This is a genomic window from Pandoraea pnomenusa, from assembly GCF_000767615.3.
In the GTDB taxonomy this organism is placed as follows: Bacteria; Pseudomonadota; Gammaproteobacteria; order Burkholderiales; family Burkholderiaceae; genus Pandoraea; species Pandoraea pnomenusa.
The window spans coordinates 3109092-3127733 of record NZ_CP009553.3; the positions used below are offsets into that span (position 1 = coordinate 3109092).

18 protein-coding genes are annotated in these 18642 nt (G+C 65.9%); 5 read left to right on the top strand and 13 right to left on the bottom strand.

Features of this window, described 5'->3' with window-relative positions; translation table 11 throughout:
- The first annotated feature begins 2 nt into the window (after positions 1 to 2).
- Both LV28_RS37785 and LV28_RS37790 read left to right on the top strand, forming a co-directional pair.
- Positions 3 to 824 carry an ABC transporter permease gene (locus LV28_RS37785; protein ID WP_048806613.1) on the top strand — a complete coding sequence of 274 codons (822 nt, stop codon included), beginning with the start codon at positions 3 to 5 and terminating at the stop codon, positions 822 to 824.
- Between the two features lie 64 nt (positions 825 to 888).
- Positions 889 to 1608 carry a pseudouridine synthase gene (locus LV28_RS37790; protein ID WP_023874082.1) on the top strand — a complete coding sequence of 240 codons (720 nt, stop codon included), beginning with the start codon at positions 889 to 891 and terminating at the stop codon, positions 1606 to 1608.
- A gap of 25 nt (positions 1609 to 1633) precedes the next feature.
- On the opposite strand, the gene LV28_RS37795 is transcribed toward LV28_RS37790, so the two are convergent.
- The 6 genes from LV28_RS37795 to LV28_RS37820 form a co-directional block, all read right to left on the bottom strand.
- Positions 1634 to 2506, bottom strand: a complete 873-nt coding sequence (locus tag LV28_RS37795) for a 23S rRNA (adenine(2030)-N(6))-methyltransferase RlmJ (RefSeq protein WP_038617225.1) — start codon at positions 2504 to 2506, stop codon at positions 1634 to 1636.
- On the bottom strand, positions 2506 to 3168 hold the full coding sequence (locus tag LV28_RS37800; protein ID WP_023596368.1) for a DNA-3-methyladenine glycosylase I: 663 nt from the start codon (positions 3166 to 3168) through the stop codon (positions 2506 to 2508). The genes LV28_RS37795 and LV28_RS37800 overlap by 1 nt, the downstream gene beginning before the upstream one ends.
- 357 nt (positions 3169 to 3525) lie before the next feature.
- The gene (locus LV28_RS37805; protein ID WP_023596369.1) at positions 3526 to 4287 is read right to left on the bottom strand and encodes an SDR family NAD(P)-dependent oxidoreductase; all 762 of its coding nucleotides are present in this window, start codon (positions 4285 to 4287) and stop codon (positions 3526 to 3528) included.
- A 112-nt stretch (positions 4288 to 4399) separates the two neighbouring features.
- On the bottom strand, positions 4400 to 5260 hold the full coding sequence (locus LV28_RS37810; RefSeq protein WP_038617217.1) for a fumarylacetoacetate hydrolase family protein: 861 nt from the start codon (positions 5258 to 5260) through the stop codon (positions 4400 to 4402).
- A gap of 19 nt (positions 5261 to 5279) precedes the next feature.
- The gene (locus LV28_RS37815; RefSeq protein WP_038617215.1) at positions 5280 to 6035 is read right to left on the bottom strand and encodes an SDR family oxidoreductase; all 756 of its coding nucleotides are present in this window, start codon (positions 6033 to 6035) and stop codon (positions 5280 to 5282) included.
- Complete coding sequence (locus LV28_RS37820) at positions 6032 to 6748, bottom strand: FadR/GntR family transcriptional regulator (protein ID WP_038617207.1); 717 nt, start codon at positions 6746 to 6748, stop codon at positions 6032 to 6034. The genes LV28_RS37815 and LV28_RS37820 overlap by 4 nt, the downstream gene beginning before the upstream one ends.
- Before the next feature lie 417 nt (positions 6749 to 7165).
- On the opposite strand from LV28_RS37820, the gene LV28_RS37825 reads away from it, so the two are divergent.
- Positions 7166 to 8248, top strand: a complete 1083-nt coding sequence (locus LV28_RS37825) for a calcium:cation antiporter (protein ID WP_023596373.1) — start codon at positions 7166 to 7168, stop codon at positions 8246 to 8248.
- Positions 8249 to 8396: 148 nt separating this feature from the next.
- On the opposite strand, the gene LV28_RS37830 is transcribed toward LV28_RS37825, so the two are convergent.
- Together LV28_RS37830 and LV28_RS37835 are read right to left on the bottom strand one after the other, a co-directional pair.
- The gene (locus LV28_RS37830) at positions 8397 to 8603 is read right to left on the bottom strand and encodes a hypothetical protein (RefSeq protein WP_036656219.1); all 207 of its coding nucleotides are present in this window, start codon (positions 8601 to 8603) and stop codon (positions 8397 to 8399) included.
- 71 nt (positions 8604 to 8674) lie between these two features.
- Complete coding sequence (locus tag LV28_RS37835) at positions 8675 to 8929, bottom strand: hypothetical protein (RefSeq protein ID WP_023874077.1); 255 nt, start codon at positions 8927 to 8929, stop codon at positions 8675 to 8677.
- 187 nt (positions 8930 to 9116) lie between these two features.
- On the opposite strand from LV28_RS37835, the gene LV28_RS37840 reads away from it, so the two are divergent.
- Together LV28_RS37840 and xth are read left to right on the top strand one after the other, a co-directional pair.
- A complete protein-coding gene (locus LV28_RS37840) occupies positions 9117 to 9872 on the top strand; it encodes a riboflavin synthase subunit alpha (RefSeq protein ID WP_023596376.1) in 756 nt (251 codons plus the stop codon).
- Positions 9873 to 9900: 28 nt separating this feature from the next.
- On the top strand, positions 9901 to 10680 hold the full coding sequence (xth, locus tag LV28_RS37845) for an exodeoxyribonuclease III (protein WP_023596377.1): 780 nt from the start codon (positions 9901 to 9903) through the stop codon (positions 10678 to 10680).
- An 18-nt stretch (positions 10681 to 10698) separates the two neighbouring features.
- Here xth and LV28_RS37850 read toward each other — a convergent pair whose 3' ends face one another.
- From LV28_RS37850 to glnL, 5 genes are all read right to left on the bottom strand, one after another.
- On the bottom strand, positions 10699 to 11682 hold the full coding sequence (locus tag LV28_RS37850; protein ID WP_023596378.1) for a flagellar brake protein: 984 nt from the start codon (positions 11680 to 11682) through the stop codon (positions 10699 to 10701).
- A 320-nt stretch (positions 11683 to 12002) separates the two neighbouring features.
- Positions 12003 to 14813, bottom strand: coding sequence for a pentapeptide repeat-containing protein (locus LV28_RS37855; RefSeq protein ID WP_081326893.1), 2811 nt, complete (start codon positions 14811 to 14813; stop codon positions 12003 to 12005).
- A gap of 132 nt (positions 14814 to 14945) precedes the next feature.
- Entirely contained in the window at positions 14946 to 15827 is an 882-nt protein-coding gene (gene rfbD / locus LV28_RS37860; RefSeq protein WP_023596380.1) for a dTDP-4-dehydrorhamnose reductase, read from the bottom strand.
- 57 nt (positions 15828 to 15884) lie between these two features.
- Positions 15885 to 17471, bottom strand: a complete 1587-nt coding sequence (gene ntrC, locus LV28_RS37865; protein ID WP_023596381.1) for a nitrogen regulation protein NR(I) — start codon at positions 17469 to 17471, stop codon at positions 15885 to 15887.
- Between the two features lie 62 nt (positions 17472 to 17533).
- Positions 17534 to 18631 (bottom strand): nitrogen regulation protein NR(II), encoded by a 1098-nt coding sequence (gene glnL / locus LV28_RS37870; RefSeq protein ID WP_024788533.1) that lies wholly within the window; start codon positions 18629 to 18631, stop codon positions 17534 to 17536.
- Between the last annotated feature and the right edge of the window lie 11 nt (positions 18632 to 18642).

The following is an 18642-nucleotide window of genomic DNA, read 5'->3' on the forward strand; positions in this document are numbered from 1 at the left end:
ACGTGCCGGACGTCGTGGATGCCCGCGCGACCCCACGCTCGCCTGGCGACGTCACTGCCGCGCGTCTCGCCCCACAAGGATGGCTCGGCATTGCCGGTCTCGTCGGTATCGTTCTGGCGTGGTGGCTGGGCATTGCGTGCCTGACGACACCGGGGTCGCTCGCTGCCCAGTTCTCGCCAGCCGCGGCATTGCATGCCCTGCCCGACCTGTTTCGCGACGAACAACTGAGTCTGCACATCCTCGCGAGCCTGCGGCGCATCGGCGTCGGCCTGGCAGGCGCCATCGTGCTGGGCGTGCCGCTCGGCTTCCTGATCGGCCGCGTCCGTTGGCTCGACAAGACCTTGACCCCGTCGTTGCAATTCCTTCGGATGATCTCGCCGCTGTCATGGATGCCGATAGCGGTGATGTCGCTCGGCGTTGGCGACCCGGCAGTCTATTTCCTGCTCGCGTTCGCGGCGCTCTGGCCGCTCGTCATGAGTACGGCGGCAGGCGTGACGCACATCGACCGTCGCTGGGTGCAACTCGGCGAGAGTCTGGCGGCAACGCGCTGGGAAATGCTCTGGCATGTCTACGTTCCGGGCATCGCCGCGCATGTACTGACGGGCGTGCGCCTTGCCATCGGGATTCTGTGGATCGTGCTGGTACCGGCGGAGATGCTCGGCGTGAACGCTGGCCTGGGGTATCTGATTCTCGACACCCGCGATCGCCTTGCCTACTCGGAGCTCACGGCGGTGATCCTCGTGATCGGGGTGCTGGGGTTCGCGCTCGACTGGGCGGCCCGCTACGTTTATCGCCGCTTCAGCGGCATCCAGCCGGAGGAATAAGCGCATCCCGTCAGGGCCGTTACAATAGCGGCCTGAATTCACGATGCCTGACGGAGAACGCATCATCGAGCTAGATCGCTTATTGCAATCGCAGGGCTTCGGCAGTCGCAAGATGTGCCGCAAGCTCATCGCGACCGGCGCATTCGCCATTGACGGCGTGGTCCATGACAACCCGCGCGAGTCCATTGACCCGTCGGGGCTTCGGTTCACGCTGGACGGCGAGCCATGGGAGTACCGCGAGCACGTCTACGTGCTGCTGAACAAGCCTGCCGGCTACGAATGCTCCACGAGCCCCACGCATCATGAGGGCGTGCATTCGCTCCTGCCTCTACCGCTCGCCGTGCGCGGTGTGCAACCGGCCGGACGCCTCGATCAGGACACCACCGGCATGCTGCTGCTGTCCGACGACGGCCCGTTCCTTCACGCAATGATGTCGCCGCGGCGGCACGTGCCCAAGCGTTACGTGGCCACCACGAAGCATCCGGTCACGGAAGACATGCTCAAGGCATTGCGCGAAGGCGTACTGCTGCGCGACGAGACGGAACCGCTCGCGGCCACGGACGTCATGAGTCCTTCGCTGCATGAGATCGCCCTGACGATCACCCAAGGCAAATATCATCAAGTCAAACGGATGGTCGCCGCGGCGGGCAACCGCGTGGAGGGTCTGGTCAGAACGGCGATCGGCGGCCTGCCAATGGGCACGCTCGGGCCGGGCGAATGGCGTTACTTGTCGCCGGAAGAGTTGCTGTCCCTGCCCTACGACATTCCCGCATCGGGAAAATGAGCCCCGCCCGGACGGACCGCCAGGATCAGCTCTGGCGGCCTTCGAGCAGGAATTGCGCGCCCTTGTCCTGGCCCAGCGTCTTGACCAGATAAGGCATCGTGGTCTTGAGGGTGTCTTGCAGCATGTACGGCGGATTCACGACGAACATGCCGCTGCCGTGCAGGCCAAGGCCGCCCGGCACCGGATTGCATACGGTGAGCGCCACATGCACCCAGTTCTTGATCGGCTGCCCGTTGATCGTGAGACGCTTCATGCGCTCTGGCAACTGCGAGGCCTCACGGCGCTGTACCAGCGGATACCACACGGCGTACATGCCGGTCGGGAAACGGTCGAGGCCTTCCTGCACGGTCTGCGTCGCGCGCGCGTAATCCCGCTTGTCCTCATAAGACGGATCGATGAGCGTGAAGGCACGGCGCGAGGCTGGCGGCAAAATCGTTTTCAGCCCCGCAAAGCCGTCCGCGCCGAATATCATCGTGCGGCGCGCCACCGCCCGTCCCTGCGCTTCAAAGTTCTCGCGCAGCACGTCCTGCTCGGTCGGGTGCATCTCGAACAGTCGCAGGCGGTCCCGATCCCCCAGCAGTTGCAGCGCGAAGTAAGGCGATCCGGGGTAATAGCGCAAATGGCCATCGGGATTGAATTCGCGCACCAGCGCAACGTAGTCGGCAAGCGCCGGCGGCAAGTCGTCACGCCCCCACAGGCGACCGATACCGGTCTCGTACTCGCCCGTCTTGTCGGCCCATTTGCCGTCGAGCGCGTAACCGCCCGCCCCCGCATGCGTGTCGATGTACCAGAACGCCGTATCCTTTTGGCGCATGTAATCGATGCATTCAACGGCGATAAAGTGTTTGAGTACGTCGGCGTGATTGCCGGCGTGAAAGGCGTGGCGGTAGCTGAACATTAGGCAGATCCTGATTCGTCAGGCGCGATTGTAGCCGACGACGCCCCCGCCCGGCGTTTCCGGGGAGGCGACACACGCAACAAGCTCGTTGCGCCCGGATGCGATTTGACGGCCTTGTGCCGCGGACATGCGACCAGATGGTCGTTCACCATGCCGCTCGCCTGCATGAACGAATAGCAGATGGTCGAGCCCACGAACGTGAATCCGGCCTTCTTCAGCGCCTTGCTCATTGCGTCGGACACGGCGGTGCTCGCAGGCACCTCGTTGAGCGATGTCCAGCGATTTTGTAGCGGCTCGCCTCCGACGAATTGCCAGACGAAATCGCTGAAACGCGTGCCCGAGGCCTCCATCGCCAGGTACGCCCGTGCCCCCTTGATGACGCCCGCGACCTTGAGACGGTTACGCACGATGCCCGCATTCGCCATCAGGCGCGCTTCGTCATCCGGGCCGTAGGCGGCGATGCGCATCGGATCGAAGCCGTCGAAGGCCTCGCGATAGTTTTCGCGCTTTTTCAGGATGGTGGACCACGACAACCCCGCCTGGGCGCCTTCGAGCATCAACAACTCGAACAACGCCTGCGAATCGCGCAGCGGCACCCCCCATTCCTCGTCGTGATATCGACGATATTGCTCGAAGCCCTCGCTCCACGGACAGCGTTCCATGCGTTCCATGCGTTCCTTGCCTCTCGATAGTTGCGTTCGCGCGACTGCGCCGCGAAACGATGCAGACGAATGGAGCCAGTTTGCCAGCAATCGCCGGCGAAGCGAAACGACATCCCGTGCTTGACGCGATTTTGCGTCACGAGGCTATATCGGTACGGAATCTTCCGCGGCCCGCGCCAGACAATGCCCAAGCCGCGCGGGCCGGCAGAGGCCGGCGCAGCAGCCCGTGACCGCCCCGCCCATTCGGCACAGACCGGCAATCCGGTGCTCTCTGACGCTCCGACGCTCCGGCGCTCCGGCCCTCGCCACGCCACCTCCCCGAGGCACACTCGCAGGCGGGGGACGTCGTCCAGACGCCTATACCATCAACTGCCCACCGTTGACCTCGATGATCTGCCCCGTCACATAGCTCGCCAGCGTCTCCGACGCGAGGTACAGAAACGCGCCGGCGCATTCGTCCGGCTCGCCCAGACGCCCCATCGGAATGCTCTGGCGGAAAGCCTCGATCTGCGCTTCGGTGCTGAACTGCTCGTGGAACGGCGTCATGATGACGCCGGGCGACACGGCGTTCACACGGATGCGATCAGGCATGAGCTCCTTGGCCATGCCGCGCGTGAGCGTGCTCACGAAGCCCTTGGACGCCGCGTAGATCAGCGCGCCGGGCCCGCCACCGTGGCGCGCGGCAATCGACGTCACATTGACGATCGCACCGCCGCCCTGCCTGCGCATGGCGGGCACGACAGCGCGCGAGAACGCAACGACAGAGCGTGCGTTGACGTTGATCACCTCGTCGAAGTACGCGTCCGTCACCTCGGTGAACGGCGTTCGCCGGACCAGACTGCCCGCATTGTTGATGAGGACATCGATGCGCCCGAACGTGTCGAGCACGCGCGCCACGGCCGCGTCCACCGCGTCGCTGTCGGCCACGTCCGCGGCCACTGTCATGGCCTGCACGCCATGCGCGCGAACCGCCTGCGCCACCGCTTCGGCCTTGCCCTCCGAACGGTTGTAGTGCACGGCCACGTTCGCGCCATGCGCCGCGAACGCCCTGGCCGCCGAGGCGCCAATGCCGGTGCTGGCGCCGGTGACGAGGACAAACTTGCCTTTCAGATCTTCCATGATGAATCGCTCCCGCGACGGTCTGGTCTCAAGGTGAGGACGATCGCGACGCTCCGCGCCGCGCAACGTCCTTCACCGTACACGATGCAGATGACGAGAATCGGGCACGCGCTCAATCGAGCCAGTGCGTGTCGTACGCAACGACTTCCTGCGTCTGCTCGCCCAATCCGTCGATGCCCAGGCGCATGACGTCGCCCGGCTTGAGGTACAGGGGCGGCTTGTGCCCCATGCCCACCCCCGGCGGCGTCCCGGTCGTCACCAGATCGCCCGGCCTGAGCGTGGCGAACTGGCTCATGTAGTGCACGAGGTAGGCCACGTTGAAGATCATCGTCGACGTATTGCCGGTTTGCCGGCGCACGCCGTTCACGTCCAGCCACATGCCCAGTCGCTGCGGATCGCGAATCTCGTCCGTGGTGACGAGCCACGGCCCGACCGGCCCGAACGTGTCGAAACCCTTGCCCTTGTCCCACGTGCCGCCGCGCTCGATCTGATACTCGCGCTCGGACACGTCGTTCACGATGCAGTAGCCCGCCACGTAATCGAGCGCGCTCTCCAGCGGCACGTAACGCGCCGTGGTGCCGATCACGAACCCGAGCTCCACTTCCCAGTCTCCCTTCACGGCGCCTTTGGGTAGCACCACGGGGTCGTTCGGACCGTTCAGACAGTTCTCCCACTTCGTGAAGAGTACCGGCTCGGACGGTGCGGCCAGCCCCGCCTCCGCCGCGTGATCGCTGTAATTGAGGCCGACGGCAAGAAACTTGCCGACCCCCGAATACGGCACGCCCAGCCGACCCGGCGAGCGCACGACAGGCAACGCCGCGACATCGAGCGCGCGCAATGCCGCCAGTCCTTGCGGACTGAGCGTCTCCGGCGTGATGTCGGCGAGCACATTGGACAGATCACGCACCTGGCCGTCGGCGTCGAGCAGGCCCGGCTTTTCCTGGCCCTTCGGGCCGTAACGCAGCAGTTTCAAAGCAAATCTCCTTGCGACATCAATTGGACCAGCCACCATCGATCACATGGCTGGCACCCGTGGTAAAAGCGGATTCGTCGGAACCCAGGTACACGGCCAGCGAGGCGATTTCGTCGGGAGACCCAACGCGGCCCATCGGCTGACGCGCCACGAATTGCTCGCGCACCGCGGCCAGCGTTACACCCGCGGCCTGAGCCTGTGTCGCGATACGCTCACGCAGCGAAGGCGACTCCACCGTGCCCGGACAAATCGCGTTGCAGCGAATCCCCCGGCCGACGAAGTCGGCGGCGATCGACTTCGTCAGTCCGATCACGGCCGCCTTCGTCGTGCCGTAGGCGAAGCGGTTGGCCACGCCCTTCACGCTCGACGCGGCCGACGACATGTTGATGATCGCTCCGCCGCCTGCCGCCAGCATCGCGGGCAGGAACGCGCGCGTGGTGCGGTACATGCTCTTGACGTTCAGATCGAACGAGAAGTCCCATGCCGCGTCGTCGCATTCGAGAATCGAGCCGTGATGGACGAAACCCGCGCAGTTGAATAGCACGTCGATCGCACCCAGTTCATGCGCGATCGCCGCGACCGCTGCCTGATCGGTAACGTCGAGCGGACGGCGCAACAGGTTCGCATGGTCGTCGAGTTGCGCGAGCGTCTGCGCGTTGAGATCGGTCGCGATCACCCGCGCGCCCTCGCACAGGTAGGCTTCGACAGTGGCGCGGCCGATGCCTTGCGCGGCTGCCGTAATGACCGCGGTCTTGCCCGCCAGTCGTCCATTCATGGATGCTCCTCCCGGGCCAGCGAGGCCGATGCGGCATAGGCGTCACGCACGCGACAGAGATGACGTTGCATCGCCCGCGCCGCATGTTCCGGGTCGCGTGCTTCGAGCGCGTCGAGAATCCCTCGATGGTCCTCCAGACTGCGCGCCAATACACCGGCCACCTGCGACGTGACGCCACGGCTTTTCTTGCCCAGTAAATAAAGGCTGTTTGCGATGCTCTGCAGGAACGGGTTCCCGCAGGCGTCGATGATCGCCTCATGAAAGGCCATGTCCGCCGCGGCAAACTGCTCGGGGCTCGCCAGCAGCGCCTGCTCGTCGTCGACGAGCGCATGCAGGCGCGCCAGATCCGCGCCGTGCATCCGCGTGGCCGCGAGCGCGGCAACCCCCGGTTCGATCACCAGACGCGCATCGAATAACGCCTCGAGCGTGCCCGCATTGAGCTCGATCACCATCTCGAGCGGCTCGAGCAGTTCGCGCATCTCCAGCGAGCCGACGAAGGTGCCCTCGCCCTGCCGGATGCGCAGCAGCCCGAGCAGCGCCAGGCCACGAATCGCTTCGCGTACCGCGGGACGCCCGACGCCGAGCATGCTCGCGAGGTCGCGCTCGGGCGGCAACTGCTGGCCGGGCTTGAGCAGACCGGTGCGGATCATCGTGAGCAAGCGCTGCGCGACCTGCTCCGAGACGGAAACCTGCACGATGGGTTCGAAAGACATGTATTGAGGATGCAAGCCAGCGAAAAACCGCCCACGCCCGCATTCAGTGGTAAGACCAATGACCGGAACACTACGCTTGTCACTGATGATGTGTCAACGGCGGCGCGTCCATCCGCTCGCCCGCCGCGCCTGCCGTCCCTGCGCACGCAGCACCGTTTGTCCGGGGAATGCCGTAGTGCATGCCGGACCAGGGTCATGGGTGTGAGCGGTGCAAATCGAGCGGCCATGCGCCTTACAGCGCCGCCGTGACTGGCGGGTCGCCGCGCTCGCGAACCACGTCTTTCGGTTGTCGGGGTGTCATTTTTCTGCGACCATGGTCCGCCGCCTCGACGTTCTCATCGGGGCAATGTTCCCGCCGTTGCCTGATCCGCCGTATCTCGCGCCGCACCCGTTTCCCGAATTCTGGAGTCTCCGACGATGTCCTCCTCAAAGACCGCCAAGCTGGGCCACTGGACCATGTATATGCCCATCGTGGCCCTCGTTGTCCTGGGTATTGCCGGCTTCATGCCCAATGGCGCCGCGCTCGTGTTGTGCGCGGCCGCGTTGGCAGGCGCCGTGTTCGCCGCCGTGCACCACGCCGAGACCGTCGCCCACAAGGTCGGCGAGCCGTTCGGCACGCTGGTGCTTGCTGTCGCCGTGACGATCATCGAAGTGGCGCTGATCGTGTCGGTCATGCTCTCCGGTGGCCCCGACAAGGCAGGTCTCGCGCGCGACACGGTATTCGCCGCGATCATGATCGTGTCGACCGGCATCGTCGGCCTGTGTCTGCTGTTCGGGGGTGTGCGCCACCACACGCAGGGCTTTCACGTGGAAGGCGCGAGCGCCGCGCTGGCGGTGCTGTGCGCCCTGTCGGTCCTCACGCTGGTATTGCCGAATTACACGAGCTCCGTGATCGGCCCGGGCCTCACGGCCTCGCAACTGGCCTTCGAAGGGATGATCTCGCTGGTGCTGTACATGGTGTTCGTGTTCGTGCAGACGGTGAGCCACCGCGATTACTTCCTCGCCAAGGCGCCCAGCGAAGAGGTGCACGTTCCCCCGCCGTCGCGTCGCACGGCGGTGCTGAGCCTGGGGCTGCTGGTCGTTGCGCTGCTCGCGGTCGTGGGGTTGGCGAAGAAGCTCTCGCCGGCGGTCGAACAGGCCGTCGCGCAAGCGGGTGCGCCCAAGGCCGTCGTCGGTATCGTGATTGCCGCCCTGGTCTTGTTGCCGGAAGGATTGGCGGCATTGCGCGCCGCACGGGCGAATAAGCTTCAGACGAGTCTGAATCTGGCGTTGGGCTCGGCGCTGGCCAGCATCGGCCTGACGATCCCCACGGTAGCGGCGGTCTCGCTGGTGCTCGATCAGCAGATCGAACTCGGCCTTGCGCCGAAGGAAACGGTGTTGCTGGCCGTCACGCTGCTCGTTGGCGTGATCACGCTGGGCACCGGCCGCACCACGGTGCTGCAGGGTGCCGTTCACCTGGTGCTTTTCGCGGCCTTCCTGTTCCTGGCGATCGTGCCCTGAACCGGGCGCGGCGCAGAAGCGAGGGCGACACGACGACAGACGGGCCCGGCATCGCCGACGGCGTTGCGCCGGGCCCACACGCCGAAATGCCCGACGTCCGGTCGACGTGCCGCCGGGGTCGGCCAGCGCCCTGCCGGCACGCTCCCGCTCAGTCTTTCTTGTCCTGCTGCCCGTTCGCGTCGACAGGCGTCGCGTCATCGGCCGGTGCGCCGAGCAGTGCGCCCAGCAGCTTGCTGCCCCCGGCGCCGCGCTTGCCCTGGGCGCCCACCTGCTTGCCGGTCGGCGGGCCTCGACGCACACCCGCGCCGATCTTCAGACCGCGGCGCTTCTGAAGTTCAAATTTAGTCTGTGTCATGTTGCAGTCAGTGATGGGCGGGCCTGCGCGGCCCGCGGAACCGTTTTCGTTTTCCTTTTCGCTTTCGGCTTTCAGCAATCGATCCCGAGCGCGCCCTCGGCCACCAGCGATGCTGCCAGTGCGTGAGCCGCTTCGAGGGCGTCGCCGGCCCAGCGATATGGCGCCGGGGTCACGTGGGTAAGCACCGGATCCAGCGTTTCGATGACGTCGTCAACGTCACGCCAGCCGGTGAAATGCACCACGCCGTGGAATTGCCCTTGCGGCGCGGGCGACGTCTCGGCCCAGTAGTAGAAATTCTCCGCCAGCAGGCAGCCTTCAAAACCCATATCGATCAATCGAAACGCCGCCGGACCATGCATTTCGCGCGAAACAGCGGAACGGCACAAGCGGCGGAAACGGTGGAAACAGCGGAAAAGGCGGCATCGTAGCACGACGCGTTGCGAGCGTCATATCGCCGCGAGGCAGTAGAATACGGCGTCATCGCCCTTACGACCTCATTTTACCGACATCACGATGTTCACCGGAATTGTTCAAGGCACGGCCACGCTGTCGTCCATCGAAGATCGCGACGGCATGCGCACGCTCGAGCTGGCGTTTCCCGAGGGTTTCTGTGAAGACCTCACCCTGGGCGCGAGCGTCTCCGTCGACGGCGTGTGCCTGACGGTCACACAACTGCTCTCGCCCACCGCGGCGTCGTTCGACGTCATTCTGCAAAGCCTGAACGTCACCACGCTCGGCGGCTTCGGCGCCGGGGCACAAGTCAATGTCGAGCGCGCGGCCAAGGATGGCGCGGAAATCGGCGGCCACCCGCTTTCGGGTCACATCGATTTCTCAACCGAGATCATCAGCGTGCGCACGTCGGACACGAACCGCGTATTGCGCATTGCGATACCCGAAGCGTTTCGCAAGTATGTTTTCGCCAAGGGCTATATCGCGATCAACGGCGCGAGCCTCACGGTGTCGGAAGTCAACCGTCAGGAGGGCTGGTTCGAGGTCTGGCTCATTCCGGAGACGCGTCGCATGACGACGTTCGAGGAAAAGGTCGCCGGCACGCGCGTGAATATCGAGATCGAGCGCAGCACGCAGGTCGTGGTCGATACGGTGCGCGAAGCGGTGCAGGAAAGCCTTGGCCGCCTGCAACCGGTGCTCGAAGCCTTGCTCAAGGAAAAGGGACTGTCGCTGGACGACTTCGTGCAGGCGCCGCAATTGCCGGCCGCGAGCGCCGCGGGATCCGACCAGCCTAGCCACGCCACGCCCGCCAAGGGCTGAGCCCGACGCCCAACTTCGAAGGACATTCATGCAATTAGCCACCTGGAACGTCAATTCGCTCAAGGTCCGTCTCGGTCATGTGCAGGATTGGCTGCGCAGCAATCCGGTCGACGTGCTGTGCCTGCAGGAACTGAAGCTCACCGACGAGAACTTCCCGATCACCGAGCTTGCAGCGCTTGGCTATACCTCTCACTTCACGGGGCAAAAGACGTACAACGGCGTCGCGCTGCTGGTCAATCACGCCAAGGTCGGCGAAGCGCAGGATCTCGTGAAGAACTTGCCGAATTTCGCCGACGAGCAACAGCGGCTGATCACGGCGACCGTCGGCGGCGTGCGCGTCGTCTGCGGTTATTTCCCCAACGGTCAGGCCGTGGGCTCCGACAAGTTCGCCTACAAGCTCAACTGGCTGGACGCCCTTACCCATTGGCTCTCCGACGAAATGGAGCGGCACCCGCAACTCGCCGTGCTGGGCGACTACAACATCGCCCCCGAAGACCGCGACGTGCATGACCCCGCGAAATGGGAGGGCCAGAACCTGGTGTCGCCTCAGGAGCGTCAGGCGTTCGCCCGGCTGCAAGGCCTCGGACTGCGCGACACGTTCCGCATGTTCGACCAGCCGGAGAAGACCTTCAGTTGGTGGGACTACCGAATGGGCGCGTTCCGCCGCAATGCCGGACTGCGGATCGATCACATTCTCGTGTCGTCGACGCTCGCCGAGCGTTGCACGGCGTGCGAAATCGATCGTGTGCCCCGGACCTGGGAACAGCCGTCGGATCACGCGCCGGTGGTCGCCACGTTCAAGGACTGAACCGCGCCCGCGCGCCGATCACTGACCGGCGCGCGGGTCCGCCAGGCGGGATTCGTAGACAAAGCAGCGGATTGCCGCCTTGTTACGCATGTCCATTTGCATGAATTCCACACCGTAGGCCCAGGTTCCGTCAGCCCGTGGGCCCTCCCCACTTCGCACGGCCGCCATACCGACGATCGGCACGACATCGGCGCCGATCGGTACCCGCAATTGCAACGCGACGTGCCGACAATCGGGCGGCAGCGGCGCCTTCGCCACAATGCCCGCGCCGTCGGCACTAATGTCGCGCACCAGCACGAGCCATTCGGGCGTGTCCCGCGGTTCGGCCAGCATGCGTGTGAACGATGCCCGCGTCGACTCGTCGAGCGGCGACAGGCGCGCCACCAGACGCGTATCGACGCGGGGCGTGCGGCGCACCGGAGTCTCGCGCACCTGCGACGGGCGCGACAGCACCAGATACTCGAACGGACCTTGATGCACGCTGTGGACTTCGCAGGTGAACTCGTAGAGGTTGTCGCCGGGAAACGTCCACATGGCGAGCTTGTCGCCCGCCTGCACCGGCAAACGCAACTGCGCCGACGACGGTGGCGTGACGATCAGCATGCCGTTCGGCGCGCGGCCGATGAGTCGAGCCCGCACGCGCGTCGTGTCATCCTCGGGCGACAATCGCACCTGAACCCACGCCCCGATCGGCAACGGCACCGGCAAACCCTGCAAGTACACGGTCGACGCCCCGCCAGCCAGCGGCGATGCACCGTTCGCCGCCTCGGTGCGGCCGGCAGCCTCCCCGGTCGCCGCGACCTCGGGCAGCGGCCGGTGCGGCGCGAACATGGTAAACAGCCAGTCCAGATCGGCTTCGGACGGCAAACGCTCGCCCGCGGCCAGCAACGGCGTGCCATCGGCGTCGAACAACGGCCAGGAAAGCGGAACGTGTGCGTCAAGATCGCGACGGTTGACCGCCACGAACCCCGGATAGCCTGACGCGATACCAGTCGAGTGCATGATGCCTGAGAGGGGGTGAGCCCCTGGAAAGCCTGGAACGAGGCTCCGGTCTTCCCCGCATTCCCGCGCACGGGGACGCGTCTTGGGCGACCCTCTTCGCACTGGCATCCGTGACCAAAACCCACCAATGTCGGCGACTTCGAAAAACCCACGCCCCGGCCGGACGGAACCGCTGCCCCCTTGAGGCAACGGAATGCGCGTACCTATTTTTACCATGAAACCCCTCGGCGCCCGAGGGCGAAATACGGGGCAAAAAGCAGGTCAATTACTCGCTCATCCAATCTCGGCAGCGGGGTCGGATATTGCGCCGGCGCCGTCGATCAGCGATATCGGGGGCCCGGCAGCGGCAGACGGATGGCCCAGAACCACGGCAGTGTCTGTGCGCATGCCTGCGCCAGCGCCGGCAATTGCCTCACCTCGTGGCACGTCAACCAATCGGCCAACCGTTCCGCCAGGCGACCAGACGTGCTGTCCGGATCGGCCAGGCATGCCCGCAACGCCAGCGCCTGTGGCAAATGTCGCGACGCAACGGCATCGGTCATGGTTTCGTTGAGCGCGGCGATCGCGTATGCGCGGCAGGTGTCCAGCGCGTCTGGCGGGCACGCGTCGCCGGAACGTCCCGGTGCGACACACCACGCCGGTTGCGTGGCCTGCCAGCTCAAGGCAGCGGCGAGGGCGGCCCACCGAGCCCGGCGAACGGCTTCGGGACCAGGCGCCGCTTCGTGCGCCGCTTGGTGCGCCGACAGGCCTAAAAGGCCCGAATGGCATAGGGGAGCGTCCCGAAAAACGTCGTCGACGTCGGCCTGCGCGGCGGGCAGCCAACGGGCGTGCTCCGGCGAACGTCCAGCACGCAGCAGCGCTTCGCGGCGGTCGGCAAGGCTCAGGCGGCCGTGCTCATCAGGGCCGGCCATCGACGCCTCCGGCCCGTCCATGCCAGCCATGACGGCCTCGGAGGACCGCGAAAGCCCTTGCTCCGTGCACGCCGAAACGGCGCGATGCCGGCCTGCTTCGCCGAACCAACGCCCCATCAGGCGAAAAAACGCGTCGAGCGGCGGTTCCGGCGGCCAGATCCCGGACAGGAAACCGAACTCGCGCAACAGGCTCCGAAGGTGCGCGATGGTGCCGGGCCCATAGCCCATCGCCGAATCCGGATCGCGGGTCACGACCCGTACGCCCCGCCAGCGCCAGCCCGGCAGCGTCTCGCACGCGAGCGACATGTCGCTCGCCTCGGGCATGCCGCCATCAACCGATCCGAGAACGCACCGGATCAGCGCGCTCGGCAACCGGGCCGCCACCTCGCCATCTCCCCGGATCAGTACCGAGTCGCCGGGGCCGAACGGATCGCCCCCGTCCGCCGACAATGCAGCGCGGACGCCTGGCGGCAACGCGCCGAACCAGGCGTCTCGCAACGCGTTCATGTGCCGCACATCGGTCTGGCCTACGCCCTCTTCCGTCCAGTGGAGCGTCTGGCAGATGGCACCGGCAAGCGGCCAGACGGCTTTCCCGACCTCGTCGCCCGCACGGCGGCATCGCCCATGCAGTTCCACGACGAGCGGCGCGGTGACCCATTCGGCACGCTGGCGGGACAACGGCGTCTCGCCGAGGTCGTGCAGCGTCTGTGCCAGCCATTGCCCACGCAGCACCGCAAACGCCTCATGGGCGCCAATCCCCCCCGCTTCGCAAGATGCCGTCAGCAAGGCGCCAAGCCAGTCGCCATGCCGCACGTGCCCGGGTAGACAATGCATCGGCGGAACCGCTTCCGGCGCCATTTCCAGCAAGCCGGGTTTCGGGCCGAGCGCGATCAACAATTGCCGGAAGACCTCCGCACGTATGGCGGGCCGATCGGGTGGCAACGTCATCCAAGATTGCACGACGCCCTCGAGCGCCGACGGTGCCAAACGTCGCAGCCACGCGTCGTCGAGTCGAATCCGAGCCCCATGCCACTGCGTGCCGCCCAATTGGCAGCCCGCGCCAAGGCGGACGCGCTTCAGCGTCGCGCCGGCAAAGCGCACGTTACGGAGATCGCACCGGTCGAAGTGTACGTCGCTGAGTTTCGCGCCCCGCAGGTCCGATTCGCGTAGATCGCACTGACCGAATTCCGCACCTCGCAGGTCGGCGCCTACCCACCTCGCGCCGCGCATGGCAACAGCCGTCCATTGCGACCGGGCCGCCGCCACACCCACTAGCCGCGCGCCGTGCGCACTCCCCCGAGTCAGCGACGCTCCACGCAGGCTGGCACGGTGAAACGACGACTCGTCGAGCTGCGCGTTGGTCGACACCAGTCCATCGCATCGGGCCTCGCTGAAGTCGGCATTGCGCGCCACCGTATGGACGAAGACCGCGCCGCGCAGATCGGTCGCAACCAGCCGCGCCTCGCTGGCATCGGTCGCCCGGAAACAGCTGTCGCGAAGATCGGCACGCTCGAAATCGGTGCGAAGCAGGTTGGCGTACGTCAGGCGCGCGCCGCGCAACGAAGCGCCGTCCCAGCGTGCGCCGTTGAAATGACTGCCACGGAAGTCAGCGCCCGGGGCCACGAGTCCGCGCAAATCCGCGCGCGGAAGATGCAGATCGGGTAACGCGGCGTTGCGCAACTTCGAGAGAGTCAGCGCAACACCAAGCACCGGTGCCGGCCAGTCGCGCATGACGCGTGTCGCGCAGACGGACGCTTCCGCAGCCGCCTTCTCCGCCAGCGGCAGCCAATGCCAGAGCGACGTGGCCCCAGCGCGTGCGCGATGCCCGCGACACCATGCGATCAGGTCCCTGACGGCCGGCCCGGCCCGGCCATCGTCCAACAGGTGTGGGAATTGCGTGGTCCACGCTCGTTTCAGGGCCGCCTTGTCGAAGGGCAAGTCACCTCGCACGGCATCGGCGCCAGCGCTCGGCCGCCCGCACGCGTGAGCGCATGGTGTCCTGCCATCGTGCCTGAACACGTGAACCATCCACGCCACCTGCAGCGATATCACGCGTCGTTCGTCGCCATTGGCACGCAGGAATATGCGCCGCAGCGTCTCGGGCGGCGCGGCAGTCGCGTCGGAGGTCAATGCCGGATCGCGGGAAACACTGCCTGCATCCCGCGGGTGGGCGGCATTCGACGCGTGTCCCCAACGGGAAACGGCATAGGGAATCGGCATGCTGCATCGCTCCTTCGCACGCGCTCGGACGCGCGCAAAAAGCGACCATAGTGCCCAACGAACGAAGCGCTGCGTGCTAAGGAATTTCCGATTTCACGCAGCGCCGTGAGAGCGCGTCAACGGCGCGGCGGGTCAGGCGAGACAGAGCGCGAGCGCGTCGCGCCAGTCGGGTGCCCGCAGGCCGAACGTACGCGCCAGCTTGTCGTTGTCCAGCACCGAATACGCCGGACGCTTTGCCGGCAAGGGATAAGCGGAAGTCGGAATCGGCACAACGTTTGGACGCTTCTCCGGTTGGCTCAAGTCGAGGATTGCCTCGGTAAAGCCGTGCCAGGTCGTCTGTCCTGCGGCCGTCAGGTGGTAAAGACCGCCATGCTCGCGCCAGAAGTCGGCGTCGACCCCGGATTCGCCCATGCCCTGCACCAATACCTGGGAGGTCAGCTCGGCGATCGTTCGGCACCAGGTCGGCGCGCCCTGCTGATCGGCGACGATGCGCAGCTCGTCACGCTCGCGTGCGAGCCGTTGCACCGTGAGCAGGAAGTTCGCCCCGCGCGTCCCGTAGACCCAACTGGTGCGCAGAATCAGATGATTCGCGCCACTGGCCGCGATGGCGGCCTCGCCGGCCAGTTTGGTGCGACCGTAGGCATTTTGCGGATGGGTGGGCTCGTCTTCGCGGTACGGCGTGGTGGAGGTGCCGTCGAAAACGTAGTCGGTGGAGTAATGCACGAGGAGCGCGCCGAGGCGCCGGGCTTCTTCGGCCATGATTCCCGGCACCACGGCGTTGACCTGGTACGCGGCCGCCTCGTCCGTCTCCGCCCGGTCGACGGCCGTATAGGCCGCCGGATTGACAATCACGTCGGGCGCGAAATCGCGCAAGGTGCGCACCACGCTGTCGGTATCGAGCAGGTCCATTGCCTGTCGGCCGGGCGCAAGCACCTCACCCATACCCTGCAGGCAACGCGCCAATTCCCAGCCCACCTGCCCGGTAGCGCCCGTCAACAGAATGCGTTTTGCCATATGCCCCGGCCTCCTCGTCGCTCGATCGTAAAGCCTGCGAGGCTACCGCGATTCGTCTCAGGTTTCCAGCCCGAGCTCCTGGATCTTGCGCGTGATGGTGTTCCGACCGATGCCGAGACGGCTGGCCGCCTCGACCTTTCGTCCACGCGTGAAATCGAGGGCCTCGTTGATGAGGGCCGTCTCGAAGCGGCGCGTGAGCTGGTCCATGACGTCGGGCGACGCCGAGCGCAACAGCCGGGCAACCTCACGACGCAAGATCGGCTCCCAGCTCTCCGCGCCGGCCATGTCCCCCGGCGTCGCGCCCACCCCGGCAGGCGCGGACGCGCCCGATGCCATCGGCATCCCGTTCGCCATGCCCGCCACGCCTGACACCGACGCGCCGCCTCCGACGCCATAACCGGGCGCGCCAGCGCCAGCGCCCGCGGGCGCGGCCCCGGCCGGTGCCCCGGCATACGCGGGAGCACTTGCCACTGCGGAAATCGATGCGGGCGCGAGCGTCTGGAATTCGGGCGGCAGATCCTTGATCTCCACCGTCTGCGCCGGGGCCATGACCGTCAGCCAGTTGCTCAGGTTTTCCAGCTGGCGCACGTTGCCCGGGAACGGGAAGCGCGTCAGATGCGCCAGCGCCGCCTCGCTGATGCGCTTGGTCTCGACGCCCAACTCCCGCGCGCTCTTTTGCAGGAAATGGCGCACCAGCAGCGGGATGTCCTCGCTGCGCTCGCGCAACGACGGCAAGCGCAGACGAATCACGTTAAGCCGGTGATACAAGTCCTCGCGGAACAGGCCCTGACGCACGCGGTCTTCAAGATTCTGGTGCGTGGCGGCGATGACGCGCACATTCGCCTTGATCGGGCTGTGCCCGCCCACGCGGTAGTAATTGCCGTCCGAAAGCACGCGCAACAACCGCGTTTGCAGATCGAGCGGCATATCGCCGATTTCATCGAGAAACAGGGTGCCGCTCTCGGCTTGCTCGAAACGGCCGCGACGTGTGGCCTGCGCGCCCGTGAACGCACCGCGCTCATGACCAAACAGTTCGGACTCCAGGAGGTCCTTGGGAATCGCCGCCGTGTTGAGCGCAATGAACGGGCCGGATGCGCGCGGCGAATGCCGGTGCAGCGCCCGCGCGACCAGTTCCTTGCCCGAGCCCGACTCGCCGGTGATCAGCACCGTGGCGCTCGAGTGGGACAAGCGCCCGATGGCGCGAAACACGTCCTGCATCGCGCTCGCCTGACCGAGAATCTCGGGTTCTTCGGTGATGCGCTCATCATCCGTGGCTTCACGCAGACTTTCTTCGACCGCGCGCAGGATCAGCTCGACCGCGCGATCCACGTCGAACGGCTTGGCCAGATACTCGAACGCACCGCCCTGAAACGCGGCAACCGCGCTGTCGAGGTCCGAGAACGCCGTCATGATGATGACCGGCAGGCCCGGATACCGCTGCTTCACGGTTTGCAGCAGCTCGAGCCCGGACCCGCCCGCCATGCGGATGTCCGAGACCAGCACCTGCGGCGAGTCGTGCTCGAGTGCCGCGCTCGCCTCGCGCGGGCCCGTAAAGCTGCGCACCGGCAAGTTGGCGCGCGTGAGCGCCTTTTCCAGCACCCATCGAATCGATTGGTCGTCGTCTACTATCCAGATCGGCTTCATTGTTCACCGTGTAACGTCTATGCCCGGCCGCAGGTGCTACGGCCAACGGCGTGAGGGCCGAATCAGCCCAGGGGCAGCAGGATTCGAAAATCCGTCCGTCCGGGCCGGCTTTCGCATTCGATCAGACCGTCGTGACGCTGCACGAACGACTGCGCCAGCGTGAGTCCCAGACCGCTTCCTCCCTCGCGCCCGGAAACGAGCGGGTAGAAGATGCGATCGCGAATGTCGGCGGGAATGCCAGGCCCGTTGTCGATCACATGCAATTCCAATGCCAGCTTGTGCAGTCGCTTGGCAATCGTGATCTTTCGCGCCACGCGCGTGCGCAGCACGATGCGTGCATCGCCGCGCGCGATCTGCTCGCGCAAGGCTTCCGCGCCGTTGCGCACGATGTTGAGCAACGCCTGGATGAGTTGCTCCTTGTCGCCGCGAAAATCGGGCAGGCTCACGTCGTAATCCCGCTCGATCGACAGACCCTGCGGGAACTCCGCGAGCACTACGGAGCGCACTCGCTCGCAGACTTCGTGAATGTTCACGTCGGTGGCGATATACGGGTGCCGGTGAGGTTCCAGCAGGCGGTCGACCAGCGTTTGCAACCGGTCGGACTCCTTGATAATGACCTGCGTGTACTCGCGCAACTCGCGTTGATCGAGCTCGAATTCCAGCAACTGCGCCGCCCCGCGAATCCCGCCCAGGGGATTCTTGATCTCATGCGCCAGATTGCGAATGAGCTGCTTGTTCATCAGCGCCTGATCGATGATGCGTTCTTCGCGCTCGTTTTTGAGCTTCTGCTCGTTCTCGATCAGCTCGACGATCACGAAATCGGGCGCCGACTCGGGGGCCGCGACGATCGCATGCGTGTGCAAAGGCTCCTGCGCGGTGCGCTCGAGCACCAGATCGAGGCGTGTGGTCTGAAAGCGGTTGGCGATGAGGTCGACCATCGTCGACGCCAGCACCTCACCGTTCGTGAACACGTCGTTCCACGTCATCTGCGACAGCGAACGGCGCGAGAGCGCGAGCAGGGCCTCGGCCGCCGGGTTCGCGAAGACGACACGCAGCGAGTGCTTTTCGAGCACGAGCAACACGGTGGGCAAGGCTTCGAGGCCGGGCAGGATGCCGGTGGCCGCGAGCTTCGCCTCCCACGGATCGACACTCGCAGGCAACGCCGGCGCCT

What these genes read in the sequence shown, in the direction of transcription:
- LV28_RS37840 (WP_023596376.1), top strand. Translation starts at nt 9,117, where the DNA reads ATGTTCACCGGAATTGTTCAAGGCACGGCCACGCTGTCGTCCATCGAA.
- LV28_RS37830 (WP_036656219.1), bottom strand. Translation starts at nt 8,603, where the DNA reads ATGACACAGACTAAATTTGAACTTCAGAAGCGCCGCGGTCTGAAGATC.
- LV28_RS37815 (WP_038617215.1), bottom strand. Translation starts at nt 6,035, where the DNA reads ATGAATGGACGACTGGCGGGCAAGACCGCGGTCATTACGGCAGCCGCG.
- LV28_RS37855 (WP_081326893.1), bottom strand. Translation starts at nt 14,813, where the DNA reads ATGCCGATTCCCTATGCCGTTTCCCGTTGGGGACACGCGTCGAATGCC.
- LV28_RS37850 (WP_023596378.1), bottom strand. Translation starts at nt 11,682, where the DNA reads ATGCACTCGACTGGTATCGCGTCAGGCTATCCGGGGTTCGTGGCGGTC.
- ntrC (WP_023596381.1), bottom strand. Translation starts at nt 17,471, where the DNA reads ATGAAGCCGATCTGGATAGTAGACGACGACCAATCGATTCGATGGGTG.
- xth (WP_023596377.1), top strand. Translation starts at nt 9,901, where the DNA reads ATGCAATTAGCCACCTGGAACGTCAATTCGCTCAAGGTCCGTCTCGGT.
- LV28_RS37835 (WP_023874077.1), bottom strand. Translation starts at nt 8,929, where the DNA reads ATGGGTTTTGAAGGCTGCCTGCTGGCGGAGAATTTCTACTACTGGGCC.
- LV28_RS37805 (WP_023596369.1), bottom strand. Translation starts at nt 4,287, where the DNA reads ATGGAAGATCTGAAAGGCAAGTTTGTCCTCGTCACCGGCGCCAGCACC.
- LV28_RS37795 (WP_038617225.1), bottom strand. Translation starts at nt 2,506, where the DNA reads ATGTTCAGCTACCGCCACGCCTTTCACGCCGGCAATCACGCCGACGTA.
- LV28_RS37820 (WP_038617207.1), bottom strand. Translation starts at nt 6,748, where the DNA reads ATGTCTTTCGAACCCATCGTGCAGGTTTCCGTCTCGGAGCAGGTCGCG.
- rfbD (WP_023596380.1), bottom strand. Translation starts at nt 15,827, where the DNA reads ATGGCAAAACGCATTCTGTTGACGGGCGCTACCGGGCAGGTGGGCTGG.
- LV28_RS37800 (WP_023596368.1), bottom strand. Translation starts at nt 3,168, where the DNA reads ATGGAACGCTGTCCGTGGAGCGAGGGCTTCGAGCAATATCGTCGATAT.
- LV28_RS37825 (WP_023596373.1), top strand. Translation starts at nt 7,166, where the DNA reads ATGTCCTCCTCAAAGACCGCCAAGCTGGGCCACTGGACCATGTATATG.